The sequence below is a fragment of the Candidatus Angelobacter sp. genome (genome assembly GCA_035643775.1).
Taxonomy (GTDB): Bacteria; Bacteroidota; Bacteroidia; order Flavobacteriales; family Blattabacteriaceae; genus DASQPV01.
The window spans coordinates 183,558-209,924 of sequence record DASQPV010000016.1 but is presented as its reverse complement, the minus strand read 5'-3'; the positions used below and the strand labels follow the sequence as shown (position 1 = coordinate 209,924).

Genomic DNA, 26,367 nt, shown 5'->3' with positions numbered 1-26,367 from the left:
GGAAAAGAAATGTAATGTTCGGTGTATAACACTTCTTGAAGAAGAAATTATTAAAAATAGTCAATGATTGAAGATTTCGGAGATCATTTCTATATAAAATTACTATTTAAAATGAAAATTGCGATAAATGGTTTTGGGAGGATTGGAAGTTTAGTATTTAAGTCGGCTATTGATAATAGAAGAATGGAAGTGATAGCTATAAATGACTTGGTTTCCTCAGAATATATTGCTTATATGCTTAAACATGATTCTATACATGGAAAGTTTAAAGGAGAGGTTTATATAGAGGAAGGAAATTTAGTGGTTAATGGAAAATTAGTCAAAATAACTTCTGAAAAGGATCCAAGTAAACTAGCTTGGGGAAAATTAGGAGTAGAATGCGTTGTAGATTCTACCGGGCATTTTCTAACGAAAAAAAAAGCCCAAGCTCATATACAATCTGGTGCTAAAAAAGTTGTTATTTCTGCGCCTTCTAAAGATAGCACTCCAATGTTCGTTATGGGAGTTAATCATACATCTTTGAAAAAGGATCAGAATATCGTTTCCACTGCATCTTGCACAACTAATTGTTTAGCACCAATAGCTAAAGTTCTACATGAGGAGTTTGGAATTATTGAAGGATTAATGACTACTGTTCATGCAGCAACTGCTACACAAAGAGTAGTGGATAGCACTTCTGTCAAAGATTGGAGAGGAGGAAGATCTACCCTGGTTAACATTATTCCCAGCTCAACAGGAGCAGCTGAAGCTTTAGGTAAAATCATTCCTGATCTTAATGGAAAACTTACTGGAATGGCCTTTAGAGTACCAACTGTTGATGTTTCAGTAGTTGATTTAACCGTTAGGTTAAAAAAAGAAACAAACTATGAAGCAATAAAAGAATCAATGAGACGAGCAGCTAATGGTGAGTTAAAGGGGATTCTTGGTTATACGGAAGAAGATGTAGTTTCTATGGATTTTTTAGGAGATAATAGGACCTCTATTTTTGATGCTAATGCTGGAATAATGTTAAATCCAAATTTCGTAAAGGTAATTTCTTGGTATGACAATGAGGTGGGGTATTCCAGTAAACTCGTAGATTTCCTAGAATACATGTTTTAATTAGGAGGAATAGAAAAAAGTTTTTGGTTCTTGCCGTCAAATTTATAAAAAATATGCTTTAATCCGTTAGTTATCATCAGGTAAGAACTTTTCAAAATCATATGATAAAGAATAATTTGTTCTAAATTTTTTTGGGTAATTCTTCCGAATGGAGATTTACATTCTACAATAATATAGGGGTATTCTCGTTTATATACTATGATATCGGCTCTCTTTCTACTTTTTAAAAAATGTAGGGGAACTTCTACATAAATGCTTATTGGATTATATTTTTTCTCAAAAATAAAAAAATGTAGTGTATGTTGTCTTACCCATTCTTCTGGGGTAAGCAAATAAAAATTTTTTCTAATAATGCAAAAAATATAAATTTTATTATTTTTTTTCTTTTGAAAACGGAAATTATAAGCAGGAAAATTTAGCAAAATCATAAAGATGATGTCTTTCAAATTCTATTGTGGTTCTTATTGATAAAAAACATCGATCATCTTATATGCAGAAAATACAATTTATGATACAATATTACTTATTAGCATAAATCTATTTGTAATTATTTTCTTGTGTTAAATTGATTCAAAAAGTATGTTAGGTGATAATATTTTAAATTGCGTTATTCTTGGATCTGGACCTGCTGGATATTCTTCAGCTATATATGCAGCACGAGCTGATTTAACCCCTATTTTGTATACAGGGATGGAACCTGGGGGAAAATTAACTACTACCTCTATTGTAGAAAACTACCCAGGTTATCCTGAAGGAATAAATGGTTCTAAGTTAATGGAGAAACTTGAAGAACAAGCAAAACGTTTTCATACTTTCATTAAAAAGCAAGAAGCTGTATCTTTTGAGTTTTCCACTACCAAAAAGGTAGGAGTAATTAATCAAATTAAGATTGATGATGGAAATATAATAAAAACTAGAGGATTAATTATTTCCACTGGAACTACTCCAAAATATCTTGGCCTTTATAGTGAAAAACGTTTTATTGGATTTGGGGTTTCCTCTTGTGCTACTTGCGATGGGTTTTTATACAGAGACAAAAATGTGGCTGTTATTGGAGGAGGAGATACTGCAATTGAAGAAACAATCTACTTATCTAAAATTTGTGCTAAAGTTTACTTATTTGTAAGAAGAGGGTATTTTAGAGCTTCTAAAGTCATGCAGTATAGAATTTCTACTCTATCAAATGTAGAAACTTTATTTAATAATGAAATTGATGAAATTTTAGGGTATAAAACAGTAAAAGGAATAAGAGTCGTTAATAATAAAACAAATAAAAAAAAACATTTTTCTATAGAAGGACTATTTCTAGCTATTGGTAATACACCAAATACACTATCTTTAGTAGATAAGCTAAAAATGGATGATAAAGGATATATACTTACTGAAAAAGTAAGTACAAAAACGAATACACAAGGTGTTTTTGCGGCTGGAGATGTTCAAGATCCTATATATCGTCAAGCAATTACATCAGCTGGAACAGGATGCATGGCCGCCTTGGATTTAGAACGATATCTATCAATAGTTAAATAACATCTATAAAAAAATATCTTCTGGATAGCGAATCCTTTTCAAAGATAAACCTGAGGCAGGAGCTGAATTACCTGCAAATCTTCGATCCTTTGCTTCAATAATCTTAGAAAAATCTGAAAGATCAATTTTTCCTATTCCTACCTCAATAAGAGTTCCAACTATTGCGCGAACCATATTCCTTAAAAAGCTATTTGCTTCTATAATGAAAAACAAAGATTTTTTCCTTTTAAACCATTGAGCTCTATAAATTTTACAGGTACGTTTTTTATTATTTTCAATAAGTTTACAAAAACTGCTAAAATCCTCATATTTCTTCAATATATCAGTTGCCTTATTCATTTTTTTGATATCTAAAGGACTTTTAAACCACAAACTCCCTCCGATTTTAGCTTTATCAAAGGAAATATGATACTGATAAGTTCTACTTATTGCATCAAATCTAGCGTGAGCATTCTCTCTAACAGGAGAGAGACGAGATACTTTAATTGTTTTAGGTAAAAAATAATTTATTCTCCTAATCTCCTTTAAATTTAAAGGGTATTTTGAATCAAAATGTGCAAACATTTTAAAAGCATGTACCCCACAATCTGTACGCCCTGCGCCATAAATTTTTATGTAGGTCTTTAGAAGTTTAGATAATTTATCTTCAATAACTTCTTGCACAGATATTCCATTTTTTTGTAATTGCCATCCGTTATAATCCCTGCCATTATAAGATAATTCCATAAACAATCTCACACGTTTAACGTTTAAAGTACCATATGTACAAAATAAATAGCCTATGAATCCAGAAAATGAAAAAAACAAAATTTCTGGCTCATCTCCAGATAAAAAAAAAATAGATTACGAAAAACATATGGAGAAAATAAAAGAAGAAAAAGACAAATTTATACGTCTATTTGCTGAATTTGAAAACTATAAAAAACGAACCCAAAAAGAACGTTTTGAACTATTCAAAACTGCTCATCAAAATTTAATCATAGATCTCCTACCTGTTTTAGACGATTTTGAAAGAGGAATTAATGAAATAAAACAATCAAAAGGAATAATGCTTATTAGTGAAAAATTTATTAAAGTTCTTCAAGAAAACGGATTAAGAAAAATAGAAATAAAAAAAGGAGATAATCTCAATACTGACTTACATGAAGTAATTACACAAGTACAAGCTCCAAAAGAATACTCTATGAAAATTGTAGAAATTATAGAAGCCGGATATATGATGGAAAATAAGGTAATTAGACATGCTAAAGTCGTTGTTGGTAAATGATGGAAAAAATGGCAAAAAGAGATTATTACGAAGTTTTAGGAGTTTCTAAAAATGCCTCATCTGAGGAAATAAAAAAAGCTTACAGAAAGGTAGCTATAAAATATCATCCAGATAAAAATCCTAATAATAAAAAGGAAGCTGAAGAAAAGTTCAAAGAAGCAGCAGAGGCGTACAGCGTTTTGAGCAATCCAGAAAGAAGACAGAGATATGACCAATTTGGTCATTCTGATTCTAGCAGTAGATACTATGATGGGACATCAGAAGGCATGAACATGGAAGATATCTTTAGCAGTTTTGGAGATATTTTCGGAGAAGCGTTTGGGGAAAGAGGTTTTGGATTCGGAGGAAAACGATCCATAAAAGGTAACGATTTGCGGATTAGAGTGAAACTAACGCTGAAAGAAATATCTCAAGGTATAGAGAAGAAAGTTAAGGTTAAACGGATGAAAGTCGCACCAGGTGTTCTATTAAAAAAATGTGATATATGCAATGGTAGTGGAAATGTTACACATTTTACAAACACATTTATAGGTAGAATGCGTAGTACTAGTTTATGCAAAAAATGCCAAGGAGTGGGAAAAATTATTAATTATCTTCCTAAGGGGGCTAATAGTCAAGGACTCATAAAAGAAGAGGAACTTGTTAGTATTGAAATTCCGTATGGTCTTTTCGATGGAGTGCACCTAAAGGTTTACGGAAAAGGTAACGAAGCTCCTTTTGGAGCTGGTGATCCAGGCGATTTATTAGTCCTCATTGAAGAAATGCCCCACAAAAACCTTAAAAGAGAAGGACATAATTTACATTATGACCTATACATTTCTATATCCGATGCGGTTTTAGGATCTTTCAAAGAAATCCCAACTATTAATGGAAAAGTTCGTGTTCAGATAGATTCTGGAACTCAGTCTGGAAAAACTCTTCGTCTAAAAGGAAAAGGACTCCCTTACTTTGAATCTAAAAAATATGGAGATCTCTTAATTCATGTAAATGTTTGGACTCCAAAAAAGTTGACTTCTGAACAAAAATATTTTTTCGAAAAAATGAAGAATGCTGAGAATTTTATTCCCAAACCTAGCCGTTTAGAAAAATCTTTTTTTGAAAAAGTTAGAGAAATGTTCTAAGATGTCCCATAAAAAAAGAGTTATTGTTGGTATTTCAGGTGGAGTAGACTCTAGTGTAGCTGCTTTTTTACTCCAAAAACAGGGGTATGATGTTATTGGAATATTTATGATAAATTGGCAAGAGGAAGGAAAATGTACTTGGATTGAGGATAAAAATGATGCTCTTCTAGTAGCTGAAATGCTAAAAATACCATTTCAATTAATTGATTTCAGTCTTCAGTATCAAGAAAAAATAGTAGATTATCTGTTTTCAGAGTATGAAAAAGGGAGAACCCCTAATCCAGATATTCTCTGCAATAAAAAAATAAAATTTGATCTTTTTTTGAAAACTGCTATTTTTCTTGATGCTGATTTTATAGCAACGGGACATTATGTACGAAAAATAAGCTTTTTTAAAAATGGACAAAAAATTTATCGTTTGCTCTCAGGAAAAGACCAAGAAAAAGATCAATCGTATTTTCTTTGCCAACTCAATCAATACCAGTTAAGCAAAGCTCTTTTCCCATTAGGTCAAATAACTAAAAAAAATGTTCGAAGAATAGCTTCTGAAATAGGCCTTTTCACAGCTAAAAAAAAAGATTCTCAAGGTATTTGTTTTATTGGTAAAATACGATTGTTTGATTTTTTAAAATTTAGACTGAAACCTAAAATTGGAGATATTGTAGAAATATCTTCCGACTCTCCTATATATCATCCCCCTACTACCTTTTTAAAAAGGGAGGAGGAATTAATTTTTCTTTCCAAAAAAAAAATATATAAAAAAACAGATGGAAAAATAATAGGCCAACATCCTGGAGCTTATTATTTTACCAAAGGTCAACGAAAAGGTCTAAAAGTAGGAGGATATAAAAAAGCTCTTTTTGTCCTAGAAATTGATATAAAAGAAAACATTTTATATGTTGGTATGGGAAAGAATCATCCTGGATTATACAAAAAAGCTTTTTTTGTCAAAAAAAAAGATATGAATTGGATCCGTCAGATAGAATACTCTTCCAATGAAATGAAAATAGAAATTCCTGTATTTTGTAGAGTTCGTTATCGACAGTCCGTACAAAAAGCTGTCTTCCATCCGCTGTCTGATGTAATTTATACAGAATTTGAGGATTTTCAAACTTCCATTTCTGAAGGACAGTTTGCCACTTGGTATATAGGAGAAGAACTTCTTGGATCTGGGGTTATTTCTTCATAAATTCTTTCTCGTTCTTCTTTTGCTAAATCAGAATCGATAAGTATTCGTCCGCTGTTTTCATCAATAACTATTTTTTCTTTATTAGAGATTTCTAACCTTAGTTGAGGTGGAATTAATAAATAAGAACCCATTGAAGCTCCTTTTTCTACCGGAACAACAGCTCTCCCGTCTTTTACTTTTTTACGAATTTTCTTATAAATAGTAAGAAGACTATTATCTATTTTACTGTTAAAAAAATATGCTTTTTTACTAAGAACATCCACTTTTTTTTTATTTTTTGTATTTTTTTTTAATTTTAAAATGTTTTTCTTAAACAGAATCTTTTTATTCTCATAATTTTCTTTGAAATTTTTAAATTCTTCTTTTTTTTCATTAATTCTTAGCTTATATTCTTTTATCCTTTTAGAGGCTAGTTCTATTTCTAATTGATGAAACTCAAGTTCCTTATTATCCCACTTTTTTGAATTTTCTTGATTCTTTGAATTTTCTAGTTTTTTTTCTTCTATGCCTTCTGCCAAATAAGCAATAACCTTTTTTATGCTGTTCATTTTTTTACAAAACTCCTTTAGTTTATCTTCCAATACTTGTATTTCTAAAGGAAGAACTTGAACTAGTTCCCTTAATTGATCGATTTGAGAATCCACTAATTGAAGCCTGTATAAGGCCCTCAATTTTTTTTCAACTGTTTTCATATTTTTAAAATTATTAGATGGATGGAAAAGCCTGAATGGATTAGGGCAAAATTTACAATGGGAGAAAATTATCGAAAGATAAAAGAAACCATTGAGAATTATAAACTGAATACTATATGCCAAAGTGGTAGTTGTCCTAACATGGGAGAGTGTTGGAATAAAGGAGTTGCAACTTTCCTTATATTGGGGAATATTTGTACTAGATCATGCAGTTTTTGTGGAGTGAAAACAGGGCGGCCTAATACAGTAAATTGGGAAGAACCTGAAAGAGTTGCTTATTCCATAAAAAGCATGAAAATTAAACACGCTGTTATTACATCGGTAGATAGAGACGATCTAAAAGATATGGGATCTTTAATATGGACAGAAACTGTTCAAGCAATTCGTAGAATTAGCCCTAGTACAACTATTGAAACACTCATTCCTGATTTCCAAGATAATAAATCTATTATAGATAGAATAATTTACGTAAAACCTGAAGTTATATCCCATAATTTGGAAACTGTGCGAAGATTAACTAAAAAAGTGAGAATTCAAGCTAAATATGATAGAAGTTTAAATGTACTTCGCTATTTGAAAGAAAATGGTAAAATAAGGACGAAAACAAGCATTATGCTTGGACTGGGCGAAAATAAAGAAGAAGTATATCAAGCTATGCTTGATATCAAAAAAGCTCAAGTAGATATTATAACTATTGGGCAGTATTTGAAACCAAAAAATGGACGTATTTCAGTGCACGATTTTATTCATCCAGATCAATTTAAAAAATACAAAGAAATAGGGATAGATATGGGGTTCCGTTATGTAGAAAGCGGAGCTCTAATACGTTCATCTTACAACGCCTATAAACATGTTAACTAACCCTAACTCCTCTCCCTTACTCAATATAAATTTATAAGCAGCGTCAAATTCATTAGAAATTTCCCCTTCTAAAATTGCTGTTTTTAGAGATTTTTTAATGAGTCCAACTTGCTTGGACGGTTGAATCTTAAATAGATTCATAATATCATTTCCTGATATTGGAGATTTCCAATTTCGGAGTCTATCTTTTTCTTCAAGTTTCTGTACTTTTAAGGAGACTAAAGTAAAATTATCTTTATATTGACGCTTTTTCATTACATTTTTTGTAGTTATATCGGATTTACAGAGAAGCATAAGATCTTCCAATTCCTTTCCAGCATCAAAAATAAATCTACGTATAGCAGAATCTGTGGTATGATCGTCGACTAAAGAAACTGGTCTAGAACTGTATCTTACTATTTTTTGAACATATCTCATTTGCATTACTGGGGAAAATTTTAATCTTTTAAAGATTTTCGGTATCATATTAGAACCAACGAATTCATGTGAATGAAAACTCCACCCTATCTTTGGGAAATATTTTTTTGTTATCTTTTTTCCTATATCGTGTAATAGGGCTGCCCATCTTAACCACAAAGAATAACTTTTTCTGCTAACATTATCAACTACTTCTATTGTATGGAAAAAATTATCCTTATGTCTATATCCGTCCTTTTCTTCTATACCTTGAAGGTCTGTTACTTCTGGAAGAAGAATAGATAGCAATCCAGCTCCATAAAGTAAACGAATACCTTTAGAAGGTTGGTCAGATAAAAGAATTTTATGGAATTCCTCCATTATGCGTTTTATAGGAACGATAGATATCCGATTGATATTTTTTTTAATGGAATAGAACGAAGATTTTTCTATTCTAAATTTTAATTTAGATCCCAAACTAAAGGCGCGTATCATTCTTAATGGATACTCTAAATAGGTTGGATACGGATCTAAAGGCGTTCGGATTATTTTATCTTTCAAATCTTGAAATCCATTAAAAGGATCGATCAATTGTCCGAAATCATTTACATTTAATCCTATGGCCAAAGAATTTATGGTAAAATCACGTTTTTTTTGATCTTCCTCTAAAGCATCCTTTTTATCTCCTAAAAATTTTATTTCTTTATTCTCATATTTAAGAAAAGCTGTTCCAAAACGTCGGTAAATACGAATTCTACCTTCTATTTTTTTAGAAACTAGTTTGGCTAAAAGAATTACATCACCTAGTGTGAAAATATCTATGTATTTTGTTTCTTTTATTCTTCCTATTATATAATCTCGTACATATCCACCAATAACATAACCATTATTTCCAATTTCTTGAAAAGATTGTCTTATAATTTTAAATACTTTTTTATCAAGAGCTTTATTGAGATTCATGTAAAATATTTTAAACATTTTATATAAAACAGAATATAAGCCTTTGTATGAGTATGAAAAATTTTTTAATAGAATTCTATTTGGGAGAGAAAGGAAAACTTCTTCTTTTTCAAATCTATTTCTTATTTTCTTAAGGCAATCCCATTCAAGTTGAACTCCTTTACTATTATCTTCTGACCATACAAAGGTTCTAAGATTTATATAAAAATCATTAAAACTTGTTATTTTAACAATAACTAAAGGTAGATCAATTTTTTTTTCTTCGTATGTTCTACCATCAATACAAAAAGGATGTTTTTCTACTTCTTCTTTGATAATCTTTATAGCCAAATCTATCTTAGAATTATAAGAAATTTTAAGATCTATGTTTTTTCTAACTCTTCTGTCTCCAATATCATTATTGATAATCATCTCTTCGTTTATTTTACTGTTCGGTACAAAAATTTTTTTATTATTTACAGTTCTTATAACTGTGTGTCTTAATGTTATTTCCTGAACATATCCGTAAAAACCTTTTGATGTTTCAATGTAATCCCCCACACGAAAAGGTTGAGATATTAAAAGAGAAATGCTACTTGAAAAGTCAATAAAAAACTTTTGATATGCTAACCCAATAACCCCTATTAAAATAGCAGATCCAGTTAGTAGTTTATCCCCAAAATTTTTCAAAGGGGGGATATTTTGAAATATGAAAATTATTGAGAGGAAAAATAGGAGGTAACTCATGCAATTCTTCAAAACCGAGGATTTTGTTTTATCAAATTTTTGATGAAACGTTTTATTAAAATTTTTTTTAAAAAAAAAATCTACTATAAAAGCTACAAGTAAAATGGATAAACTTTCGAACAAGTATCCTATAACTCTCCAACTTAAGAGTTTTTTCCAATTTAGTAAAAAATTCCAAAACATCCAACAAAAATGAAAAGTAATCATAAAAAAAGGAATAAAAAATCTCTGAAAGGATAACTTTAAACTAATATTTTCCTACCTTTTGATCTTCTTCTTTTCAAGACTTTTTTACTCCTTTTAGTACTCATTCTTTTCATAAAACCATGTTTTGAGGCTCTTTTTATTCTAGAAGGTTGATATGTTCTTTTCATCTTTTTTCACACTTTGAATTATTGCAGTTTTCTCCCTATTTTCTACTATAAAAATGTAGGTATTATAATGTATTTTGTATACAGTAAAAGGCCTATTTATGGTACTTAGAAAATTTATTTTTCCAGCGTGGAAAAGCCAAATAAAATCTCTATTTTTATTTTGGGGTACGTAAAATTTACAAAGAATTTCTTTGCTACTGAGATCATTCAAAACTCTTTTATTAGAAGAATACATGATAATCAATCCTAAAATCACTCCCAAAGAAAAGAACCCTAAACGCTTTAAAAAAATCATATGTATTACGTTTTTAATAACTTAGTTAATATACGAATTAAAATATTTTTTGTTTTTTTGGGGAACTATAAGAAAGGTTCTGCTCAGATAACAATGAAATTATGAGCATACTAGTTAGTAAAAATTCTAGAATTATTGTACAAGGATTCACGGGAAAAGAAGGAAGCTTTCATTCTGAGCAAATGATTGCATATGGAAGTTCTATTCTTGGTGGAGTTTCTCCAGGAAAAGGAGGAAAAAAACATCTAGGGAAACCTGTATTTGATACAGTTGATAAAGCCGTTAGAGAAACAAGCGCCGATGTTAGTGTTATTTTTGTTCCCCCTGCATTTGCTGCAGATGCTATTATGGAAGCGGCTGAATCTAATATTTCCCTTATTGTTTGTATTACCGAAGGTATTCCTATTTATGATATGATTCAGGTGAAAAGATACCTTAGAGAAAAAAAATCTAGACTAATTGGACCAAATTGTCCAGGTGTAATTACAGTTGGAGAATCCAAAGTTGGAATTATGCCTGGATTTATTTTTGAGAGAGGTCCAATTGGGATAGTGTCAAAATCTGGAACGCTAACTTATGAAGCAGCTGATCAAATAGTGGCATCTGGACTTGGAATATCAACAGCAGTTGGAGTTGGTGGAGATCCTATTATTGGGAGTAGCATGCAAGAAATTGTTTCGTTATTTATGGAAGATGATGCTACCGAAGTGATTGTTATTATAGGGGAAATTGGGGGAAAAATGGAAAAAGACGCTGCGCTTGGGGTTAGAGAAATAGGTAATAAGAAACCGGTTATTGGGTTCATAGCTGGCCAAACAGCTCCAAAAGGAAGAATTATGGGACATGCTGGAGCTATTGTTGGAGGAGAAGAAGATACGGCTAAATCCAAAATAAAAATAATGAGAAAATGCGGAATACATATAGCAGATACTCCTTCAGAAATTGGACAAAAAGTACTTGAAATATTCAGAAAAATAAAACAAAAAAGCGGATATTAGAGTTTCAGCTGCCTAAACTGTTTTTATGTATTCAGAATTACACGCTTTACAATTGTGTTTGTAAATGTCATTCTTATATTATAGACAAGGAACTATGGAGAAGTTTGTTTATGTTAATCAGGCGCTGAATAAAAGCGTAGCAAAAACCTAGATGATAAATTTCATCCATTATATGGAATCTATTGCTAGAAAAGCTCTACATCAATGCTACAATATTACTTCTTTAAGGCCAGAAATTCAGTACACCAAATTAGGGGATATTACTTGGGTAATATTTACCTTGGAAAAGAAGATAAAAAAATCTCTTAGAGAAATAGGAAAAGAAGTTGGAAATTCTGTATTAATTAACACAGATATTTTTGAATCTTTTCAGTTGATTCAAGGTTTTCTTAATTTTATTTGGAAAGATGATTATTACTTAGAGTTGTTTAAAAGTATGATTGAAGATGACTTTTTCGTCGAAAAAAACAAAAAAAAGTACTCTGTAATGGTGGAATATTCATCACCTAATACCAATAAACCTCTTCACTTGGGGCATATGCGGAATATTCTTTTAGGAGATTCTATATCAAGAATTTTTAAAGCAAACGGTAAAAATGTAATTAAAACTCAAATTATCAACGATAGGGGAATTCATATATGCAAATCTATGATCGCTTGGGAAAAATTTAGCAATGGGGAAACTCCTAAAAGTAGTGGGATCAAAGGAGATCATTTTGTAGGAAAGTATTATGTTCTCTTTGAGAAAAAATGGCAAAAAGAGGTCGCATTTCTATGCGCTAATGGGTATAAACGTGAAATAGCTGAGAAAAAATCAGAAATAATGAGGGATGCCAGAGAAACCTTAATAAAATGGGAATACGGTAAAAATGAAACATTAAATCTATGGAAGAAAATGAATAAATGGGTTTACGATGGATTTGATAAAACTTATCGAAGATTAAACGTTCATTTTGATGAAATACAATATGAAAGTAAAACCTCTATTCTAGGTAGGGACATTATTAAAAAAGGTATTGAAAATGGATTTTTTTTTAGAGAAAAAGACGGGTCAATATGGGTGTATTTTAAAGGACTAGAGAAAAAGCTTCTTCTTCGTTCAGATGGAACGTCTTTATACATTACTCAAGATCTTGGAACAACTCTTGAACGATTTAAAAAACATTCTATTGATTCTATGATCTACGTTGTTGGAGAAGAACAAAATTCCCATTTTCAGGGATTATTTCTTATCCTAAAAGATTTAGGATATCCTTGGTCTATATTCCATTGTTCTTATGGAATGGTTGATCTACCATCAGGTAAGATGAAGTCTAGAGAAGGAACTGTTGTTTATGCTGATGATTTAATGGATAAGATGCATAGAACCGCTAGAAAATTAACTCAATATCTTGGAAAGATTCCATCTCTATTGGAAATCATTGGAATAGGTGCTTTAAAATATTTTATTCTAAAAGTTGATCCCAAAAAAAGAATTCTTTTCCATACAGAAAATTCCATAGAATTGAAAGGAAATACAGCTACTTACATTCAGTACACATATGCAAGGATTCGTTCTCTTGAACTAAAAACAAAAATATATAACACTTTTTTAGAGAATGATTTTTCTTTGACCTATTTTGAGAAAAAAATTATAAAAATTCTTGAGCGATATTCTTTTTACTTGAAAAATGCGGAAAGAACTTTAAATCCCTCAATAATTGCTAACTATGTTTATGATTTAGCTAAAAGTTTTAACGAATTTTATCAGAATATAAACATTTTGAACTCGAAAAACATTCATCAAAGAAAGTTTCGTATTTATTTATCCTCTATAAGTGCAAAGGTTATAAAGAGGGTAATGGATCTATTAGGGATTAAGATGCTGGAAAGAATGTAGCCGTTAAAAAAAAAATAAAAATGTTTGAATCACTAAAAAAAAATCTAGAAAAAGCCATCCATTTTTTAACAGTACATGGAAAAATAAATGAAAAAAATATTTCAGAATCTCTAATGGAAGTGCGTATAGCATTATTGGATGCAGATGTTAATATTAAAGTAGTTAAAAAATTTATTGAAAGGGTAAAAAAAAAGGCGTTAGGTAAAAAAGTTTTTGAATCTTTCAATAAAAGGAAACTTTTAATAAATATTATTCATGATGAACTTGTTGAATTAATGGGTATACGAAATTATGAAATTGATTTATCAAAAGATTTATCTGTTGTTTTTATTTTCGGACTTCAAGGAAGTGGTAAAACGACTTTTTCAGTAAAACTAGCTCATTTTTTAAAAAAAAAAAGAAAAAAAACACTTATTTCCACAACGGACATATATAGACCAGCTGCTATTCATCAAATAAAAGTTCTATCCGACCAAATAGGGGTTACTGTTATTTCCCAAAATGGGAATGAAAATACTTTAGAAATTGCTAAAAGATCTGTCGCTTTTGCTAAAGAAGGTAATTATGATGTGCTAATAATTGATACGGCTGGACGATTATCTATTGATAAAGTAATGATGGACGAAATGAAGCGTATTTATAAAGCGATTCGTCCATCAGAAAGCCTTTTTATTGTAGATGCAATGACTGGACAAGATGCCGCAAATACCGCAAAAAATTTTAAAGATGTACTGGATTTTAACGGAGTCGTATTGAATAAACTAGATGGTGATGCTAAGGGAGGAGCTGCTCTCACTGTTTGTTCCATTTCTAAAAAGCCAATAAAGTTTATAGGAACTGGAGAAAAAATAGAGGATTTAGATATTTTCTATCCAGAAAGAATAGCGAAAAGCCTACTTGGAATGGAGGATGTAATCTCTATGGTGGAAAAAGTTAATGAGCAATTAAGTAAAGAACAAGCAGAAGAACTACATAGGAAGATTGATCAAAATAAATTTGATTTTAATGATTTTTTAAGTCAAATTCATAAGGTAAAAAAGATGGGACCCGTAAAAGATCTATTAGGAATGATGGGTATGGGAAATATTTTTCATAAAATTGAATTAAAAGGGGATCTTTTTAAAAAGACCGAATCAATTATATATTCTCTAACGGAAAAAGAACGTAAAAATCCGGAACTCATAAACGAAAGTCGAAAGATTCGTATTTCCAAAGGATCTGGAAATACTATCGAAGAAGTAGATGATCTTTTGAAAAAATTTCAGTATATAAAGAAAATAATTCTAAAAATATGATTATTCGTTTTCCTAATGGCAAAGGAATTCCTAATGGCAAAGTAATAACTCCCGCTAAAATAGTTAAAGGTATCAGTCATAGTTTTTCAAAAAGAGTTTTATCAGCTAGTATTAACGGACAACAAATTGAATTAGATATAGAAATATTCGAAGATGATGAATTATCTTTTTATACATGGCATAATAGCCTAGGTAAAAAGGCTTTTTGGCACTCTTCAGCTCATTTGTTAGCTCAAGCTATTTTAAATTTTTATCCTAAAGCAAATTTACATATTGGTTTTCCAATTGAAAATGGTTTTTACTCTGATCTAGATTTTGGAGAAGCGAATTTAAAAGATTTCAATAAGATTGAGAAAAAAATTATGGAAAACGCTCTAAAATCAACCACTTTTAAAAGTGATACATTTTCAAAAAATGAAGCTATAAAACATTATGAAGGAAACAAATATAAAATTGAATTAATCGAAAGTTTTCAAGTTATTACTTTTTGCACTTATGGAGATTTCACATATTTATGCAAGGGCGTACATATTCCGCATACTGGATTGATAAAAGCAGTAAAAATTCTCAATACATCCGGATCCTATTGGAAGGTAAATGAACAGCTTACTCGCATTTACGGAATTTCTTTCCCTAGAAAAGAATATTTAGAAGAGTATCTTCTTATTTTGGAGGAAACTAAAAAGCGTGATCATAGGAAATTAGGTAAAGAACTTGGTTTATTTATTTTTTCTGAACGTGTAGGATCTGGATTGCCTTTATGGGGACCTAAAGGTACCGACTTACTTAAACGTATGGAAAATTTTCTAATAAAGTTGCAAAAAAAATCTGGGTATGAAATGGTTATTACGCCCCATATTGGGCATAAAATACTTTATGAAACTTCAGGCCACTGGAAAAAGTATGGAAAAAATTCTTTTAAACCAATAAGGACTCCTAATAAAGAAGAGGAATTTCTTTTAAAACCAATGAATTGTCCACATCACTGTGAAATTTATCGAAATAAAAAATTCTCATACAGAGATTTGCCAAAACGTTTAGCTGAATTCGGGACGGTATATCGATATGAAAAAAGCGGAGAGCTACATGGGATTTCTCGTACTAGATCCTTCACTCAAGATGATGCCCACATATTTTGTACTCAAGATCAGTTGTCTATTGAAATTCAATCTGTGATTGATATGATCTTTTATGTATTTAGGGTCTTTGGATTTAAAGAATATACGGCAAAGATCTCTCTAAGAGATAATAGAAATTCTTATATAGGTTCTGAAGAAAATTGGAAAAAATCAGAAGAAGCTATTATTCACTCTTCAAGAATGAAAAACTTAAAAACTATTTTAGCATATGGAGAAGCAGCTTTCTATGGCCCTAAACTAGATTTTATGGTTAAAGATTCTCTAGGTAGAAATTGGCAATTAGGTACAATCCAAGTAGATTACAATTTACCTGAATGTTTTGATTTATCCTATAAAGGTATAGATAATAAATTTCATCGACCAGTTATAATTCATCGTGCACATTTTGGTTCTTTAGAACGATTTTCAGCGATTCTTTTGGAACACACAGTGGGAAATCTCCCACTTTGGCTTGCTCCAACCCAAGTTATTTTGCTTCCAATTAAAAAAAAAAATCTTAAATTTGCAAAAAAAGTTTTAGATTTGCTATATATTTATGGGGTAAGGTCTATCTTGGATGAGAGAAATGAAAATATCTCTAAAAAAATTAGAGATGCCGAAACCTATAAAATACCTATAATAGCTGTAATTGGAGACAAGGAACAAGAAAAAGGTACAATCTCTGTACGCAGACATATAATAGGAAATTTGGGATCTATTTCGATAAATCTCTTTCTAGACTTTCTAAGAAAAGAAATTAATTTTTATAAAAACATTTAAATCTTGCATAGAAAATTTTCTAAAAAAAAAAGTAATATCCATAGGATTAAAGTCAATAAGGAAAAAAATCTTCACCCAATTAATGAGCATATTTACTCAAAAGAGGTTAGGTTAATTAGTGAAGATGGAAGTGGGGTTTTTCCTATTTTAGAAGCTCTAAAAATAGCTAAAGATCAAGGGTTAGATCTAGTTGAAGTTGATTCAGTATCTAGGCCCCCTGTTTGTAGGATTCTAAGTTATAAAAAGTTTTTATACGACCAAAAAAAAAAGAAAAAGCAGTTAAATAGAGATAAAAAACGGATAATAAAGGAAATCCGCTTTGGACTTCAAACTAGTTCACATGATCTAGAATTCAAGATAAAAAATGCTGAAAGATTTTTGAAATCGAAAGAAAGAGTTAAAGTTTCTCTATTCTTTAAGGGGAGGAACATTCTCCATAAAGGGAAGGGCGAGGAAATGATCAATAGATTTGTTGATGTTTTGAGTCCATTTGGTCGTATAGAACAAGCGATAAGAACGGAGGGTAAACGAATGTTTATAATTCTATCTCCTAAATGAATAAAATAAAAATTTAGTATGCCAAAATTGAAAAGTAAATCTGGAGCCAAAAAACGTTTCCAGTTAACTTCTAATGGAAATATTAAGAGAAAGCATGCATTTAAAAATCACATTCTAACTAAAAAAACTCATAAAAGAAAAAAAAGACTGACCCATTTTACATCGGTAAACCCTGCAGATTTTAAAAATATCAAACGTCAACTTTTGACGTAAAACTATGGCAAGATCGGTAAATTCTGTAGCTTCTAGAAATAGAAGAAAAAAAATTTTAAATTTAGCAAAAGGTTATTATGGAGCTAGAAGTAAAGTATATACTGTAGCTAAAAATGCTGTAGAAAGGGCTCTTCAATATGCTTATACAGGTAGAAAAAAAAAAAAGAGATTTTTTAGATCTTTGTGGATCCAGCGTATTAATGCAGGGGTTCGTATTCATGGGATATCTTATTCAAGTTTTATGGATAAAATAAAGAAGGTAAATATTGGATTAAACCGAAAAGTACTATCTGATTTAGCAACGAATTTTCCAGAAGTTTTTAAGGAAATAGTAGAATCTGTAGCTTAAAGTGTGAATTTTACTTCATTATTTTATATTTTGTTTTTACTTTACCTAGATAGATTTCTTTTAGCTTATTTTTTAGGAATTCAGGGGGAAGATAATCGATAAATAGTTTACCTTCAATATGATCATATTCATGTTGAATTACTCTGGAGTTTAAGCCATCTAAAATTTCTTTATGTTTTATCCAATGTTCGTTATAATACTCAATTTCTATGTGTGTGGGTCTTTCTATCTCTTCAAAGATAGATGGGATGCTTAAACATCCTTCTTGTAATTTAGAATTTTTCCCATATATCTTTAAAACTTTAGAGTTTATGAAAACTTTAGTTTCGATAATAAATAATCGAACATTCTGCCCAATTTGAGGTGCAGCTAAGCCTATCCCTTCTGCTTTATCCATCGTTTCAAACATATCTTCAATCATTTTTTTTAAAGAAGGATAATGGGGATTTATATCTTTACATTTTTTTCTCAAGATAGGATTACCGTAAAGTATGATTGGGTGAATCATCATCTATAGATTGAGGAAAATCTTTCTCTATCTAGAAAAGATTGCAAAATAATTGCAGCACTTATTTTATCTACAATAGATTTATCCATTCTTTTTTTCCTTTTTAGATAACTTTTTGCAATTGTATATTTAGCTAATTTTGAAGTAAAACATTCGTCAATACGAACTATTGTAAGTTCTTCAGAATGTTTTTTTCTAAATTCATTAATAAATTTTTGAATAACTTTTTCCAAAGATAATTCTGTTCTAGGAAGACCTAGAACAATTTTTTTTATAGATTCTTTCTTGAAATATTCGTTTAGAAAGTAAAATAACTTTTTTGTTGGGACTGTAGTTAATCCGCAAGCAATAAAATTAAACTCATCCGTAATGGATATTCCAGTCCTTTTCACACCATAATCTATGCCTAATATTTTTGACATTTTTAAAAATGAAAAAAAGATTTAAAAAGGTAATAGAGGAAAACTGGATGGATAAGAAATCATGGAAAGAAGATTCTGTGAAAAATGTTGTTTTTGAAATAATTGAAAAACTTGATCAAGGAATTCTTAGAGTATCTGAGCCATTAAACCTAGAAACATGGAAGGTTAACGAATGGATCAAAAAATCCATATTAATGTATTTTTCTATACAAAAAATGGAAGTATTTAAATCAGGAAATTTAGAATTTCATGATAAAATTCCATTAAAGGGTAGATATAGAGAAAAAAATATTAGAGTGGTTCCCCCTGCTATTGCACGATATGGATCTTATATCTCTTCTGGAGTTGTGCTAATGCCTTCCTATGTAAATATTGGAGCTTATATTGGAGCATCTACTATGATAGATACTTGGGCCACTATAGGTAGTTGTGCTCAAATTGGGCAAAGGGTACATATTAGTGGAGGAGTAGGGATAGGAGGCGTTTTAGAACCTATTCAGAAATCCCCAGTAATTATTGAAGATGATGTCTTTGTAGGTTCAAGATGTATCGTAGTTGAAGGAGTCCATATAAAGAAAGAAGCTGTTTTAGGTGCTAATGTAGTTTTGACCTCTTCCACTAAAATTATCGATGTGACAAAGTCTCAATCCAAACTAATGAAAGGAATCATTCCAGCTCGTTCTGTGGTAATTCCTGGATCTTATCCTAAGGAATTCCCAACTGCCGGTACTTATCATATTCCATGTGCCCTAATTATTGGAAAGAGAAAAGAGAGTACCGATAAAAAAACCTCTTTAAATGAAGCTTTAAGGGAATATAAAGTCTCTTTCTGATTACCTTTTTTCTTTAATTAGAGCTTTCTTTCCTTTTAGGTTTCGTAAATAATAAATCCTAGATCTTCTCACTTTACCTTTTTTGTTTATTTCAATTTTTTTAATTGAAGGTTGATTTATCATAAATATTCGCTCAATACCAATATCCCCACTCTTTTTACGAAGAGTAAAGGTTTTTACAAATTTTTTTCCTTTTTTCTGAATAACTACCCCCTTAAAAGACTGAGTTCTATTCTTTTCTCCTTCTATAACTTCAGAGTGAATTGTTATCGTATAACCAGATAGGAAAACTGGGAATTTTCTTTCCTTTATTACGTATTTTTCTTGCACGTATTTTATAAGACTATGCATAAGCAAATGCTTTTTTGATGATCTATTATTTACCTATACAAAATTTTGAAAAAATGTTTTCCAGTAAATTATCTGTACTTACATCTCCTGTAACCTCTCCTAAAAAATGTAGAGCCTGACGAATATCCATTGCGATCAAGTCTTCGGAAAGACCTCGTTCAATACCTTTTCGTATTTCATAAATAGAGTCCAAAGTTCCTATAAATGCTTCATAATGTCTCCATTGTGAAATAACCATCTTTTGATCTAAAATTTTCCTATCTACAAAATTAGACAGAGCATTCTTCAATCCATTAATCCCTATCCCTAATTTAGCGGATATTTGGAAAAAAGAAGAAAGATCAATCTTAATCATCTTTAGATCAATCTTATTAGCTAGATCAATCTTATTAGCCACAATAAAGATTCTAGAAGCTCTAATTTTAGAAATATCATTAAGGATTCTTTCTTCTTCAAAAGAAGTTGCGTCAAAAAGATAAATAATCAATTGTGCTTTCCTAATTATTTCAATAGTTTTTTGAATACTTATTTTCTCAATATCATCCTCTGTTTGTCTTATGCCAGCAGTATCTATAAACCTAAAACGGATCCCATCTAAGATAAGACTCTCTTCAATAACGTCACGTGTCGTTCCCGGAATTTTTGAAACTATAGATCTATTTTCCTTCAATAGAGCATTAAACAATGTGGATTTTCCAGAGTTTGGAGCCCCAACTAGTACAACAGAAACTCCCTGCTTTAGCGCGTTACCTAAGGAAAAAGAATCAATCAAACCTTTTAATTTATTTTCAAGCTTATCCAAAAGCTTATATAGATCTTCCTTACTGTAAAATTCTACATTTTCTGAAGAAAAATCCAACTCCAACTCAAGAATAGAAGCGAATTGAATAAGTTCTTTACGTAACTCTTTAATAATAGGAAAAATGCCTCCTCTCATCTGCATCATAGCAATACTATGAGATGACTCAGATTCCGCATAAATAAGATCTGCGACAGCTTCAGCCTGAGATAGATCCATTTTTCCATTTATAAAAGCACGCATAGTAAATTCACCTGGACGAGCCATTCTAGCTCCTTTTTCTAGAAGCAACTGTAAAAGCTTATCTCGTATATAAGAAGATCCATGACAAGAAATTTCTACCATGTCTTCCCCAGTGTAGGAATGCGGAGACCTGAATAAAGAAACTAACACTTGATCTAAATCCTTGCCATTATTTGATAAATATCCTAAATGGACACTATGAGATTTTTGATTTCTCAAAATTTTTCTTGAATTAACTGGTCTAAAAATATTTTCGACTATGTCGATAGATTCTTTTCCGGATATCCTAACTAGAAAAATAGCCCCAAGTCCGCTACTTGATGTAGCAGGAGCTGCTATAGTTTCTTTATTAATCATATTATTCCTCTCGTTTACACCTCCAATACTCCCTATATTTAGCTCTGTTTATTTCCCTTCTTCGTATATAAGAAGGCTTTATATAGTATTTACGATCCCTTATCTCTTTCAGTAGATGTATCTTTTCAATCTTTTTTTTGTACTTTTTTAAAGCCTTATCGAGAGATTCTCCTTCTTTAAGGAAGGTAGTTAACTTCATATTTATTGATTTTTTTATGATTTACCTATATTGATTAATTCTATGCACTTTGAAGCTTCTTTGTAACTGTCTACCGTCGTTTTAAACGACTATTGGCTTCAAAAAAAGTATAAGAGATTCTGGAAATGTATTCAAAATAGATGTTATAGAATTGGTAACATATTTAAGTTCCCTATTATTAGGAGCATTTGATATGATTTCTACAAAATCAACTTTGCATTCCAGCATATGTTCCACTCTATCATAAAGAACATTTATTATTCTATAAAACTTGCATCAATATGAATTTTTTCTTATACTGTACATATGCTAGGCCTCGTAGCTTTAATTTGGATAGAGCATCTGAATACGGATCAGAAGGTTTGCGGGTTCGAATCCTGTCGAGGTCACTTAACTATTTAAGCTATGAAAGATTTGATATACGCCATGCGTATACGAACTATCCCTTTATCTCTTTCAGGGGTAATTTTAGGAGCTTTTCTTGCTAAAGCTCAGGGATTTTGGAATTCTAAAGTTTTTTTTTGGTCTTTTTGTACAGCCATTCTTTTTCAGGTTTTATCCAATTTTTCTAATGACTACGGAGATGGAGTTGGAGAAAAAAGAGTTATGCAAAAAATGATAAAGTATATATACTTATTAATTTTTTTATCTATTATTTCTTCTTCAATTTTAATATTCCAATCTTTTGATTTTGCCCATTTTTGGGAATGGTTATTCTTCTTTTTAGGGGGATTAGTGTGTATTTCGGCTTCAATAAAATACACAATAGGTCCTTATCCATACGGATACTGGGGCCTTGGAGATGTCTCTGTGTTAATTTTTTTTGGATTAGTTCCCGTTAATGTAACTTTTTATCTATATTCTCATATTTTTGAATATGATCTTTTTCTACCTGCTAGTGCAGTAGGACTTTTAAGTATGGCTGTTCTAAATTTAAATAATATTAGAGATATAAAAAGTGATAGAAAAAATGGTAAGAAGACTTTAGCCGTAAGATTAGGTTTCATAAAAGCTAAAATATACCATATATTAATAGTTTTTGGAGCCTTTTTTTGTAGCTTAAAGTTCATTTTAAGAAAAAAAAATCCTAGGAATATCTATCAATTTATGTTTTTAATATCATTTTTTCCAATGGCAATTCATCTTAAAAAAGTTATTCTAACGAAAGAAGAGAAAAAATTTGATTCGGAATTGAAGAAATTGTCTATAAATACTCTAATTTTTTCCTTATTATTAGGATTAGGACAACTAATCTAATATTCTTTATTGAAAAGGGATTCAATAAACAAATCTCTATCGAAAGGTTGTAAATCAGAAATTCCCTCTCCTATTCCAAGATACTTTATCGGTATCTTAAATTCATCAAAAATTCCAATAATGAATCCTCCCTTAGCAGAGCCATCTAGTTTTGTAATTGCTAAAGAAGAAACTCCAGTAAAAGACAAGAATTTCCTCACTTGTTCAAAAGAATTCTGTCCTATAGTTCCGTCTAAAACGAGCAGAACATCATGTGGAGCTTTAGGAATTAATTTTTGCATAACTCGTTTAATTTTAGAAAGCTCGTTCATAAGATTTACTTTATTATGCAACCGTCCAGCCGTATCTATTAAAACTATATCATCCTTTCTATATTTAGCTGATTTGAGCGTATCAAAAGCTACCGAAGCTGGATCAGATCCCATATTCTGTTTTATTAAAGGAACATCTGCACGATCTGACCAAATCTTAAGCTGTTCAATGGCAGCTGCCCGAAAAGTATCAGTTGCCCCAATAATAACATTAAGCCCAGATTTTTTAAACTTCCATGCTAATTTTCCAGTCATTGTAGTTTTCCCCACTCCATTAACCCCAACGATCATTATGACATAAGGGCCTTCAACTCCTTGCCCTATGCTTGGAATTTCTTTTGCTTGTAAAAGAAAATAGACTTCTTCCTTAAGAATACCTTGAATGTCTTCAAGGTTCAAGTATGCGCGATTTTTTATATTTTCAATGATTTTTAGACTAGTCTTTACTCCAACATCAGAAGAAATCAACACCTCCTCTAGTTCCTCTAGAAATTTTTCCTCTATCTTAGATTTTCCTATTTTTCCTAATTTGGAAAAAAAAGAATCCCTCGTTTTTTCTAGGCCTCTATTTAAAAGATTTTTTGCAGATGAGAATAAATTACCATAAATACTCATATTTATTTTGTATTTTCTCGTTTTTTATCATCCAAGAAAATGCTCACTTTATCAACATCAAGGATCTTTTCTTCGAAAGAATAAGCTTTCGTTTTAGACGATTTTAAAAAAATAATTACCTTGCACTTTTTTTTATTCATAAACTGTATGAGATTACTTTATCTCTTTGTGTAGAGTATGTCTCCTTAGAATGGGATTATATTTTTTTAATTCCATTCTATTAGGCGTATTCTTCCTATTTTTCATCGTTATGTAACGAGATATTCCAGGAATATTACTTCTTCTATGCTCCAGACACTCTAGGATCACTTGGATCCTATTAGATTTTTTTTTAGACACCTTACGTTTTTTTTTTCAAAGCTTTCTCTATACCCACCTTATTTATAGTCTTTATCCCTGAAGCTGAAACTTTCAGAGTAATCCAACGATTTTCAGATGTTAGGAAAAATCTCTTCTTACTTATGTTAACACTGAAATAACGCTTCGTCTTTTTATTGGAATGAGAAACCCTATTTCCTATAATCAATCGTTTTCCTGTTATATGACAAATTTTAGACATTTTTTTATATGATATCTAGATAAATTAAATTAGCTAAATATGTAACGAGCAATTCCTATGCTCAAGAATACATTATCCATGAATACACAATTACTACATAACAAATGTTACTAACTTCTTTCATTAGAGAATATAAAAAAAAGGTATTAATTGGACTGAATAAACGATTTTTTCCTAAAACGGATCTACTTAATGAAGTATTAATTTTGGACGAAAGTAAAAAAAAACTACAAATAAAATTAGAACATATTTTATCTAAATCTAAAAATTTCTCTAAATTTTTAGGTAAAAAAGATAAAATAAACTCAACTGAGTTTAAAAAAGAAATTAAGTCTCTAAGAGACCAACTGGTCGATATTTCTGAAAAGCTTTCAAAAAAACTATTGCAAATACCCAACATTCCTGATGAATGCGTAAAAACCGGTAAATCAAAAGAAGAGAATGAACTTATTTATCAAGAGGGAGATTTTCCAACTCTGAGTAAATCATCTCTTCCACACTGGAATTTGGAAAAAAAATTTAGAATTTTCGATTTTGAAACTGGAACAAAGATTAGCCAAAAAGGATTTCCTATTTATTTAGGACAAGGGGCTCGATTCCAGCGTGGATTAATTCAATACTTTCTAGATAAAAACACAGAATCTGGGTATTTTGAATATGAGCTTCCATACCTTGTTAACGAAATAAGTGTCCAAAGTACCGGACAACTTCCGGATAAAGAATTCCAAATGTACCATCTTGGAAAAGACAATCTTTACTTAATACCAACTGGAGAAGTACCTTTAATGAACATATTTAGAAATAAAATATTGGAAAAAAAACAACTACCCATTAAAGCAACCACTTATACTCCTTGTTTTAGGAGAGAAGCTGGATCTTATGGAAATCCAGTTAGAGGTTTAAACAGGATCCATCAATTCCATAAAGTGGAAATTATACAAATTACTGAACCTAAAAAGTCAAATTTTGCATTTGAAGAAATGAAAGAACATATTATAAGACTTTTAAGAAGTTTAGAACTACCTTTTCGAGTGTTAAAACTTTGCGGAGGTAATCTGGGATTCACCGCTTCAATAACTTATGATTTTGAAGTTTATTCAGCAGCCCAGCATAGATGGCTAGAAGTAAGCTCTTTATCTAATTGCACTGATTATCAAAGTAATCGTCTTCATCTTCGATATAGAACAGATGAAGGAAAAAAAACACTTTGTCATTCCTTAAATGGAAGTGCTTTGGCTATACCAAGAGTTTTAGCTGCTTTGATGGAGAATAATCAAAAAAAAGAATATATTACCCTACCTAAGGTATTAGTTCCTTATACAGGTTTTGAAGTTATTAAAAAATGAAAGTAATTGAACATATTACCAGAACTAAAAAAACATTGTTTTCCTTTGAAATCCTTCCTCCTATCTTTAAAGGATCAATAGAAATTGTTTTCGATACTTTAGATCCTTTAATGGAATTTCGTCCACCCTTTATCCATGTAACCTATCATCGGTATGAGTGTTTTAGAAAAAGTAGGCAAGGAACTATAGGTAGTTGTGCTGCTTTAACGAAAAAATATAATGTTGAAACTGTCCCTCATTTGCTTTCTTCTGTATTTTACAATAATAACATCGAAGCTCCTCTCCAGTTTCTGGGAATAGAAAATCTATTCTACCTTAGAGGAGATTATATAAAGTGCGAAAAAGTGGGTAAAAAAAAAATTATATGCCCTGGATTTACTGAAGCAAGTACCTGATACTATCAATAGTAAAACATTTGATTTCTGCATTGGAGTAGCTGGATATACTGAAAAACATTTTGAATCTCCAAATACAGAAATGGATTTACATTATCTCAATAAAAAAATTGAAGCAGGGGCTAATTATATAATAACTCAAATGTTTTTTGAGAACAAAAAATATTTTGAATTTATCAAAATCTGCAGAGAGAAAGGGATATCCGTACCTATAATTCCAGGTATTAAACCAATATACTGCAAAGCTCATTTAAAACGTTTGCCATATAATTTTTATGTATCTCTTCCAAATGAGCTTGTAAAAGAAGCGAAAAACGAAAAATATATAGAAAAAATAGGAATAGAATGGAGTATAAAACAATCTAAAGAATTAAAAGATTCTGGAGTAGAAATAATTCATTATTATACTATGGATCGTCCTAATAATATTGGCAAAATTATTCAAATGATCTATCAATAAAAAAATTTAA

General features: G+C 30.5%; 32 protein-coding genes, 1 tRNA gene and 1 pseudogene. 18 read left to right on the top strand and 16 right to left on the bottom strand.

From position 1 onward, the window contains the following. Positions 1-111: 111 nt before the first annotated feature. Complete coding sequence (gene gap, locus VE128_01305) at positions 112-1,101, top strand: type I glyceraldehyde-3-phosphate dehydrogenase (protein HZD84170.1); 990 nt, start codon at positions 112-114, stop codon at positions 1,099-1,101. On the opposite strand, the gene VE128_01300 is transcribed toward gap, so the two are convergent. Continuing rightward, the gene (locus VE128_01300) at positions 1,098-1,529 is read right to left on the bottom strand and encodes a type I restriction enzyme HsdR N-terminal domain-containing protein (GenBank protein HZD84169.1); all 432 of its coding nucleotides are present in this window, start codon (positions 1,527-1,529) and stop codon (positions 1,098-1,100) included. The two genes, gap and VE128_01300, sit on opposite strands and share 4 nt — an antisense overlap. Positions 1,530-1,680: 151 nt before the next feature. On the opposite strand from VE128_01300, the gene trxB reads away from it, so the two are divergent. Continuing rightward, positions 1,681-2,631, top strand: coding sequence for a thioredoxin-disulfide reductase (gene trxB, locus VE128_01295; GenBank protein HZD84168.1), 951 nt, complete (start codon positions 1,681-1,683; stop codon positions 2,629-2,631). A 3-nt stretch (positions 2,632-2,634) separates the two neighbouring features. Here trxB and truA read toward each other — a convergent pair whose 3' ends face one another. Then, the gene (truA, locus tag VE128_01290) at positions 2,635-3,357 is read right to left on the bottom strand and encodes a tRNA pseudouridine(38-40) synthase TruA (GenBank protein HZD84167.1); all 723 of its coding nucleotides are present in this window, start codon (positions 3,355-3,357) and stop codon (positions 2,635-2,637) included. 55 nt (positions 3,358-3,412) lie between these two features. On the opposite strand from truA, the gene VE128_01285 reads away from it, so the two are divergent. The 3 genes from VE128_01285 to mnmA are packed head-to-tail and all read left to right on the top strand — an operon-like array spanning position 3,413 to position 6,208. Further along, the gene (locus VE128_01285) at positions 3,413-3,898 is read left to right on the top strand and encodes a nucleotide exchange factor GrpE (protein ID HZD84166.1); all 486 of its coding nucleotides are present in this window, start codon (positions 3,413-3,415) and stop codon (positions 3,896-3,898) included. An 8-nt stretch (positions 3,899-3,906) separates the two neighbouring features. Continuing rightward, entirely contained in the window at positions 3,907-5,019 is a 1,113-nt protein-coding gene (locus VE128_01280) for a DnaJ C-terminal domain-containing protein (protein ID HZD84165.1), read from the top strand. 1 nt (position 5,020) lies between these two features. Then, positions 5,021-6,208, top strand: coding sequence for a tRNA 2-thiouridine(34) synthase MnmA (mnmA, locus tag VE128_01275; GenBank protein HZD84164.1), 1,188 nt, complete (start codon positions 5,021-5,023; stop codon positions 6,206-6,208). Here the strand turns inward: mnmA and VE128_01270 are convergent. Then, positions 6,127-6,900: a hypothetical protein gene (locus VE128_01270; protein ID HZD84163.1), complete on the bottom strand. Its 774-nt coding sequence runs from the start codon at positions 6,898-6,900 to the stop codon at positions 6,127-6,129. The genes mnmA and VE128_01270 overlap by 82 nt on opposite strands. Before the next feature lie 21 nt (positions 6,901-6,921). Here VE128_01270 and lipA point away from each other — a divergent pair, with 21 nt between their 5' ends. Further along, the gene (gene lipA / locus VE128_01265) at positions 6,922-7,761 is read left to right on the top strand and encodes a lipoyl synthase (GenBank protein ID HZD84162.1); all 840 of its coding nucleotides are present in this window, start codon (positions 6,922-6,924) and stop codon (positions 7,759-7,761) included. Here the strand turns inward: lipA and VE128_01260 are convergent. From VE128_01260 to VE128_01250, 3 genes are read right to left on the bottom strand one after another with little or no spacing between them, the layout of a single operon-like run. Further along, positions 7,729-10,026: a mechanosensitive ion channel domain-containing protein gene (locus VE128_01260; protein ID HZD84161.1), complete on the bottom strand. Its 2,298-nt coding sequence runs from the start codon at positions 10,024-10,026 to the stop codon at positions 7,729-7,731. The two genes, lipA and VE128_01260, sit on opposite strands and share 33 nt — an antisense overlap. Before the next feature lie 59 nt (positions 10,027-10,085). Further along, positions 10,086-10,217, bottom strand: coding sequence for a 50S ribosomal protein L34 (rpmH, locus tag VE128_01255; GenBank protein HZD84160.1), 132 nt, complete (start codon positions 10,215-10,217; stop codon positions 10,086-10,088). Then, the gene (locus tag VE128_01250; protein HZD84159.1) at positions 10,192-10,512 is read right to left on the bottom strand and encodes a hypothetical protein; all 321 of its coding nucleotides are present in this window, start codon (positions 10,510-10,512) and stop codon (positions 10,192-10,194) included. Before VE128_01250 ends, rpmH begins: the two co-directional genes overlap by 26 nt. Before the next feature lie 101 nt (positions 10,513-10,613). Here VE128_01250 and sucD point away from each other — a divergent pair, with 101 nt between their 5' ends. From sucD to rplT, 7 genes are all read left to right on the top strand, one after another. Beyond that, positions 10,614-11,510: a succinate--CoA ligase subunit alpha gene (sucD, locus tag VE128_01245; protein ID HZD84158.1), complete on the top strand. Its 897-nt coding sequence runs from the start codon at positions 10,614-10,616 to the stop codon at positions 11,508-11,510. 151 nt (positions 11,511-11,661) lie between these two features. Next, a complete protein-coding gene (gene argS, locus VE128_01240) occupies positions 11,662-13,389 on the top strand; it encodes an arginine--tRNA ligase (GenBank protein HZD84157.1) in 1,728 nt (575 codons plus the stop codon). Positions 13,390-13,409: 20 nt separating this feature from the next. Next, positions 13,410-14,684, top strand: coding sequence for a signal recognition particle protein (gene ffh, locus VE128_01235; protein ID HZD84156.1), 1,275 nt, complete (start codon positions 13,410-13,412; stop codon positions 14,682-14,684). Next, positions 14,681-16,582, top strand: coding sequence for a threonine--tRNA ligase (gene thrS / locus VE128_01230; GenBank protein ID HZD84155.1), 1,902 nt, complete (start codon positions 14,681-14,683; stop codon positions 16,580-16,582). Before ffh ends, thrS begins: the two co-directional genes overlap by 4 nt. Positions 16,583-16,585: 3 nt before the next feature. Continuing rightward, positions 16,586-17,140 carry a translation initiation factor IF-3 gene (infC, locus tag VE128_01225; protein ID HZD84154.1) on the top strand — a complete coding sequence of 185 codons (555 nt, stop codon included), beginning with the start codon at positions 16,586-16,588 and terminating at the stop codon, positions 17,138-17,140. An 18-nt stretch (positions 17,141-17,158) separates the two neighbouring features. After that, entirely contained in the window at positions 17,159-17,353 is a 195-nt protein-coding gene (rpmI, locus tag VE128_01220) for a 50S ribosomal protein L35 (protein HZD84153.1), read from the top strand. 4 nt (positions 17,354-17,357) lie between these two features. Then, positions 17,358-17,702, top strand: coding sequence for a 50S ribosomal protein L20 (gene rplT / locus VE128_01215; GenBank protein ID HZD84152.1), 345 nt, complete (start codon positions 17,358-17,360; stop codon positions 17,700-17,702). A gap of 10 nt (positions 17,703-17,712) precedes the next feature. Here rplT and def read toward each other — a convergent pair whose 3' ends face one another. Both def and ruvX read right to left on the bottom strand, forming a co-directional pair. Beyond that, positions 17,713-18,210 (bottom strand): peptide deformylase, encoded by a 498-nt coding sequence (def, locus tag VE128_01210; GenBank protein ID HZD84151.1) that lies wholly within the window; start codon positions 18,208-18,210, stop codon positions 17,713-17,715. Further along, positions 18,210-18,632 (bottom strand): Holliday junction resolvase RuvX, encoded by a 423-nt coding sequence (gene ruvX, locus VE128_01205; protein HZD84150.1) that lies wholly within the window; start codon positions 18,630-18,632, stop codon positions 18,210-18,212. Before ruvX ends, def begins: the two co-directional genes overlap by 1 nt. Before the next feature lie 8 nt (positions 18,633-18,640). Here ruvX and VE128_01200 point away from each other — a divergent pair, with 8 nt between their 5' ends. Then, a complete protein-coding gene (locus VE128_01200) occupies positions 18,641-19,465 on the top strand; it encodes a 2,3,4,5-tetrahydropyridine-2,6-dicarboxylate N-succinyltransferase (GenBank protein ID HZD84149.1) in 825 nt (274 codons plus the stop codon). On the opposite strand, the gene rplS is transcribed toward VE128_01200, so the two are convergent. The 4 genes from rplS to VE128_01180 form a co-directional block, all read right to left on the bottom strand. Next, complete coding sequence (gene rplS / locus VE128_01195) at positions 19,466-19,816, bottom strand: 50S ribosomal protein L19 (GenBank protein ID HZD84148.1); 351 nt, start codon at positions 19,814-19,816, stop codon at positions 19,466-19,468. A 25-nt stretch (positions 19,817-19,841) separates the two neighbouring features. Then, on the bottom strand, positions 19,842-21,215 hold the full coding sequence (gene mnmE, locus VE128_01190) for a tRNA uridine-5-carboxymethylaminomethyl(34) synthesis GTPase MnmE (GenBank protein ID HZD84147.1): 1,374 nt from the start codon (positions 21,213-21,215) through the stop codon (positions 19,842-19,844). A gap of 1 nt (position 21,216) precedes the next feature. Further along, on the bottom strand, positions 21,217-21,414 hold the full coding sequence (gene rpsU, locus VE128_01185) for a 30S ribosomal protein S21 (protein HZD84146.1): 198 nt from the start codon (positions 21,412-21,414) through the stop codon (positions 21,217-21,219). Positions 21,415-21,495: 81 nt separating this feature from the next. Further along, a complete protein-coding gene (locus VE128_01180) occupies positions 21,496-21,642 on the bottom strand; it encodes a hypothetical protein (protein ID HZD84145.1) in 147 nt (48 codons plus the stop codon). 84 nt (positions 21,643-21,726) lie between these two features. On the opposite strand from VE128_01180, the gene VE128_01175 reads away from it, so the two are divergent. After that, a tRNA-Arg gene (locus tag VE128_01175) sits at positions 21,727-21,803 on the top strand. Positions 21,804-21,819: 16 nt separating this feature from the next. After that, positions 21,820-22,671 (top strand): 1,4-dihydroxy-2-naphthoate octaprenyltransferase, encoded by an 852-nt coding sequence (menA, locus tag VE128_01170; GenBank protein HZD84144.1) that lies wholly within the window; start codon positions 21,820-21,822, stop codon positions 22,669-22,671. On the opposite strand, the gene ftsY is transcribed toward menA, so the two are convergent. Genes ftsY through rpmB form a run of 4 tightly spaced genes read right to left on the bottom strand, consistent with a single transcriptional unit; the run spans position 22,668 to position 24,156 of the window. Then, positions 22,668-23,597, bottom strand: coding sequence for a signal recognition particle-docking protein FtsY (gene ftsY, locus VE128_01165; GenBank protein HZD84143.1), 930 nt, complete (start codon positions 23,595-23,597; stop codon positions 22,668-22,670). The two genes, menA and ftsY, sit on opposite strands and share 4 nt — an antisense overlap. 2 nt (positions 23,598-23,599) lie before the next feature. Continuing rightward, positions 23,600-23,737 (bottom strand): DUF4295 family protein, encoded by a 138-nt coding sequence (locus tag VE128_01160; protein HZD84142.1) that lies wholly within the window; start codon positions 23,735-23,737, stop codon positions 23,600-23,602. Between the two features lie 13 nt (positions 23,738-23,750). Further along, positions 23,751-23,936 (bottom strand): 50S ribosomal protein L33, encoded by a 186-nt coding sequence (gene rpmG / locus VE128_01155; protein ID HZD84141.1) that lies wholly within the window; start codon positions 23,934-23,936, stop codon positions 23,751-23,753. A 1-nt stretch (position 23,937) separates the two neighbouring features. Beyond that, on the bottom strand, positions 23,938-24,156 hold the full coding sequence (gene rpmB / locus VE128_01150) for a 50S ribosomal protein L28 (protein HZD84140.1): 219 nt from the start codon (positions 24,154-24,156) through the stop codon (positions 23,938-23,940). 104 nt (positions 24,157-24,260) lie between these two features. On the opposite strand from rpmB, the gene serS reads away from it, so the two are divergent. Together serS and VE128_01140 are read left to right on the top strand one after the other, a co-directional pair. Then, entirely contained in the window at positions 24,261-25,502 is a 1,242-nt protein-coding gene (serS, locus tag VE128_01145; GenBank protein ID HZD84139.1) for a serine--tRNA ligase, read from the top strand. Beyond that, positions 25,499-26,357 (top strand): annotated as a pseudogene (locus VE128_01140) (methylenetetrahydrofolate reductase). Before serS ends, VE128_01140 begins: the two are co-directional and overlap by 4 nt. Positions 26,358-26,367 lie beyond the last annotated feature (10 nt).

What these genes read in the sequence shown, in the direction of transcription:
- gap (HZD84170.1), top strand. Translation starts at nt 112, where the DNA reads ATGAAAATTGCGATAAATGGTTTTGGGAGGATTGGAAGTTTAGTATTT.
- rpmI (HZD84153.1), top strand. Translation starts at nt 17,159, where the DNA reads ATGCCAAAATTGAAAAGTAAATCTGGAGCCAAAAAACGTTTCCAGTTA.
- VE128_01160 (HZD84142.1), bottom strand. Translation starts at nt 23,737, where the DNA reads ATGAATAAAAAAAAGTGCAAGGTAATTATTTTTTTAAAATCGTCTAAA.
- serS (HZD84139.1), top strand. Translation starts at nt 24,261, where the DNA reads ATGTTACTAACTTCTTTCATTAGAGAATATAAAAAAAAGGTATTAATT.
- mnmA (HZD84164.1), top strand. Translation starts at nt 5,021, where the DNA reads ATGTCCCATAAAAAAAGAGTTATTGTTGGTATTTCAGGTGGAGTAGAC.
- lipA (HZD84162.1), top strand. Translation starts at nt 6,922, where the DNA reads ATGGAAAAGCCTGAATGGATTAGGGCAAAATTTACAATGGGAGAAAAT.
- VE128_01280 (HZD84165.1), top strand. Translation starts at nt 3,907, where the DNA reads ATGGCAAAAAGAGATTATTACGAAGTTTTAGGAGTTTCTAAAAATGCC.
- ftsY (HZD84143.1), bottom strand. Translation starts at nt 23,597, where the DNA reads ATGAGTATTTATGGTAATTTATTCTCATCTGCAAAAAATCTTTTAAAT.
- argS (HZD84157.1), top strand. Translation starts at nt 11,662, where the DNA reads ATGATAAATTTCATCCATTATATGGAATCTATTGCTAGAAAAGCTCTA.
- VE128_01260 (HZD84161.1), bottom strand. Translation starts at nt 10,026, where the DNA reads ATGTTTTGGAATTTTTTACTAAATTGGAAAAAACTCTTAAGTTGGAGA.
- menA (HZD84144.1), top strand. Translation starts at nt 21,820, where the DNA reads ATGAAAGATTTGATATACGCCATGCGTATACGAACTATCCCTTTATCT.
- rpsU (HZD84146.1), bottom strand. Translation starts at nt 21,414, where the DNA reads ATGAAGTTAACTACCTTCCTTAAAGAAGGAGAATCTCTCGATAAGGCT.
- mnmE (HZD84147.1), bottom strand. Translation starts at nt 21,215, where the DNA reads ATGATTAATAAAGAAACTATAGCAGCTCCTGCTACATCAAGTAGCGGA.
- thrS (HZD84155.1), top strand. Translation starts at nt 14,681, where the DNA reads ATGATTATTCGTTTTCCTAATGGCAAAGGAATTCCTAATGGCAAAGTA.
- rplT (HZD84152.1), top strand. Translation starts at nt 17,358, where the DNA reads ATGGCAAGATCGGTAAATTCTGTAGCTTCTAGAAATAGAAGAAAAAAA.
- VE128_01200 (HZD84149.1), top strand. Translation starts at nt 18,641, where the DNA reads ATGAAAAAAAGATTTAAAAAGGTAATAGAGGAAAACTGGATGGATAAG.
- trxB (HZD84168.1), top strand. Translation starts at nt 1,681, where the DNA reads ATGTTAGGTGATAATATTTTAAATTGCGTTATTCTTGGATCTGGACCT.
- def (HZD84151.1), bottom strand. Translation starts at nt 18,210, where the DNA reads ATGATTCACCCAATCATACTTTACGGTAATCCTATCTTGAGAAAAAAA.
- ffh (HZD84156.1), top strand. Translation starts at nt 13,410, where the DNA reads ATGTTTGAATCACTAAAAAAAAATCTAGAAAAAGCCATCCATTTTTTA.
- VE128_01300 (HZD84169.1), bottom strand. Translation starts at nt 1,529, where the DNA reads ATGATTTTGCTAAATTTTCCTGCTTATAATTTCCGTTTTCAAAAGAAA.
- VE128_01285 (HZD84166.1), top strand. Translation starts at nt 3,413, where the DNA reads ATGAATCCAGAAAATGAAAAAAACAAAATTTCTGGCTCATCTCCAGAT.
- VE128_01250 (HZD84159.1), bottom strand. Translation starts at nt 10,512, where the DNA reads ATGATTTTTTTAAAGCGTTTAGGGTTCTTTTCTTTGGGAGTGATTTTA.
- ruvX (HZD84150.1), bottom strand. Translation starts at nt 18,632, where the DNA reads ATGTCAAAAATATTAGGCATAGATTATGGTGTGAAAAGGACTGGAATA.
- rpmH (HZD84160.1), bottom strand. Translation starts at nt 10,217, where the DNA reads ATGAAAAGAACATATCAACCTTCTAGAATAAAAAGAGCCTCAAAACAT.
- sucD (HZD84158.1), top strand. Translation starts at nt 10,614, where the DNA reads ATGAGCATACTAGTTAGTAAAAATTCTAGAATTATTGTACAAGGATTC.
- VE128_01180 (HZD84145.1), bottom strand. Translation starts at nt 21,642, where the DNA reads ATGCTGGAATGCAAAGTTGATTTTGTAGAAATCATATCAAATGCTCCT.
- VE128_01270 (HZD84163.1), bottom strand. Translation starts at nt 6,900, where the DNA reads ATGAAAACAGTTGAAAAAAAATTGAGGGCCTTATACAGGCTTCAATTA.
- rplS (HZD84148.1), bottom strand. Translation starts at nt 19,816, where the DNA reads ATGCATAGTCTTATAAAATACGTGCAAGAAAAATACGTAATAAAGGAA.
- rpmB (HZD84140.1), bottom strand. Translation starts at nt 24,156, where the DNA reads ATGTCTAAAATTTGTCATATAACAGGAAAACGATTGATTATAGGAAAT.
- truA (HZD84167.1), bottom strand. Translation starts at nt 3,357, where the DNA reads ATGGAATTATCTTATAATGGCAGGGATTATAACGGATGGCAATTACAA.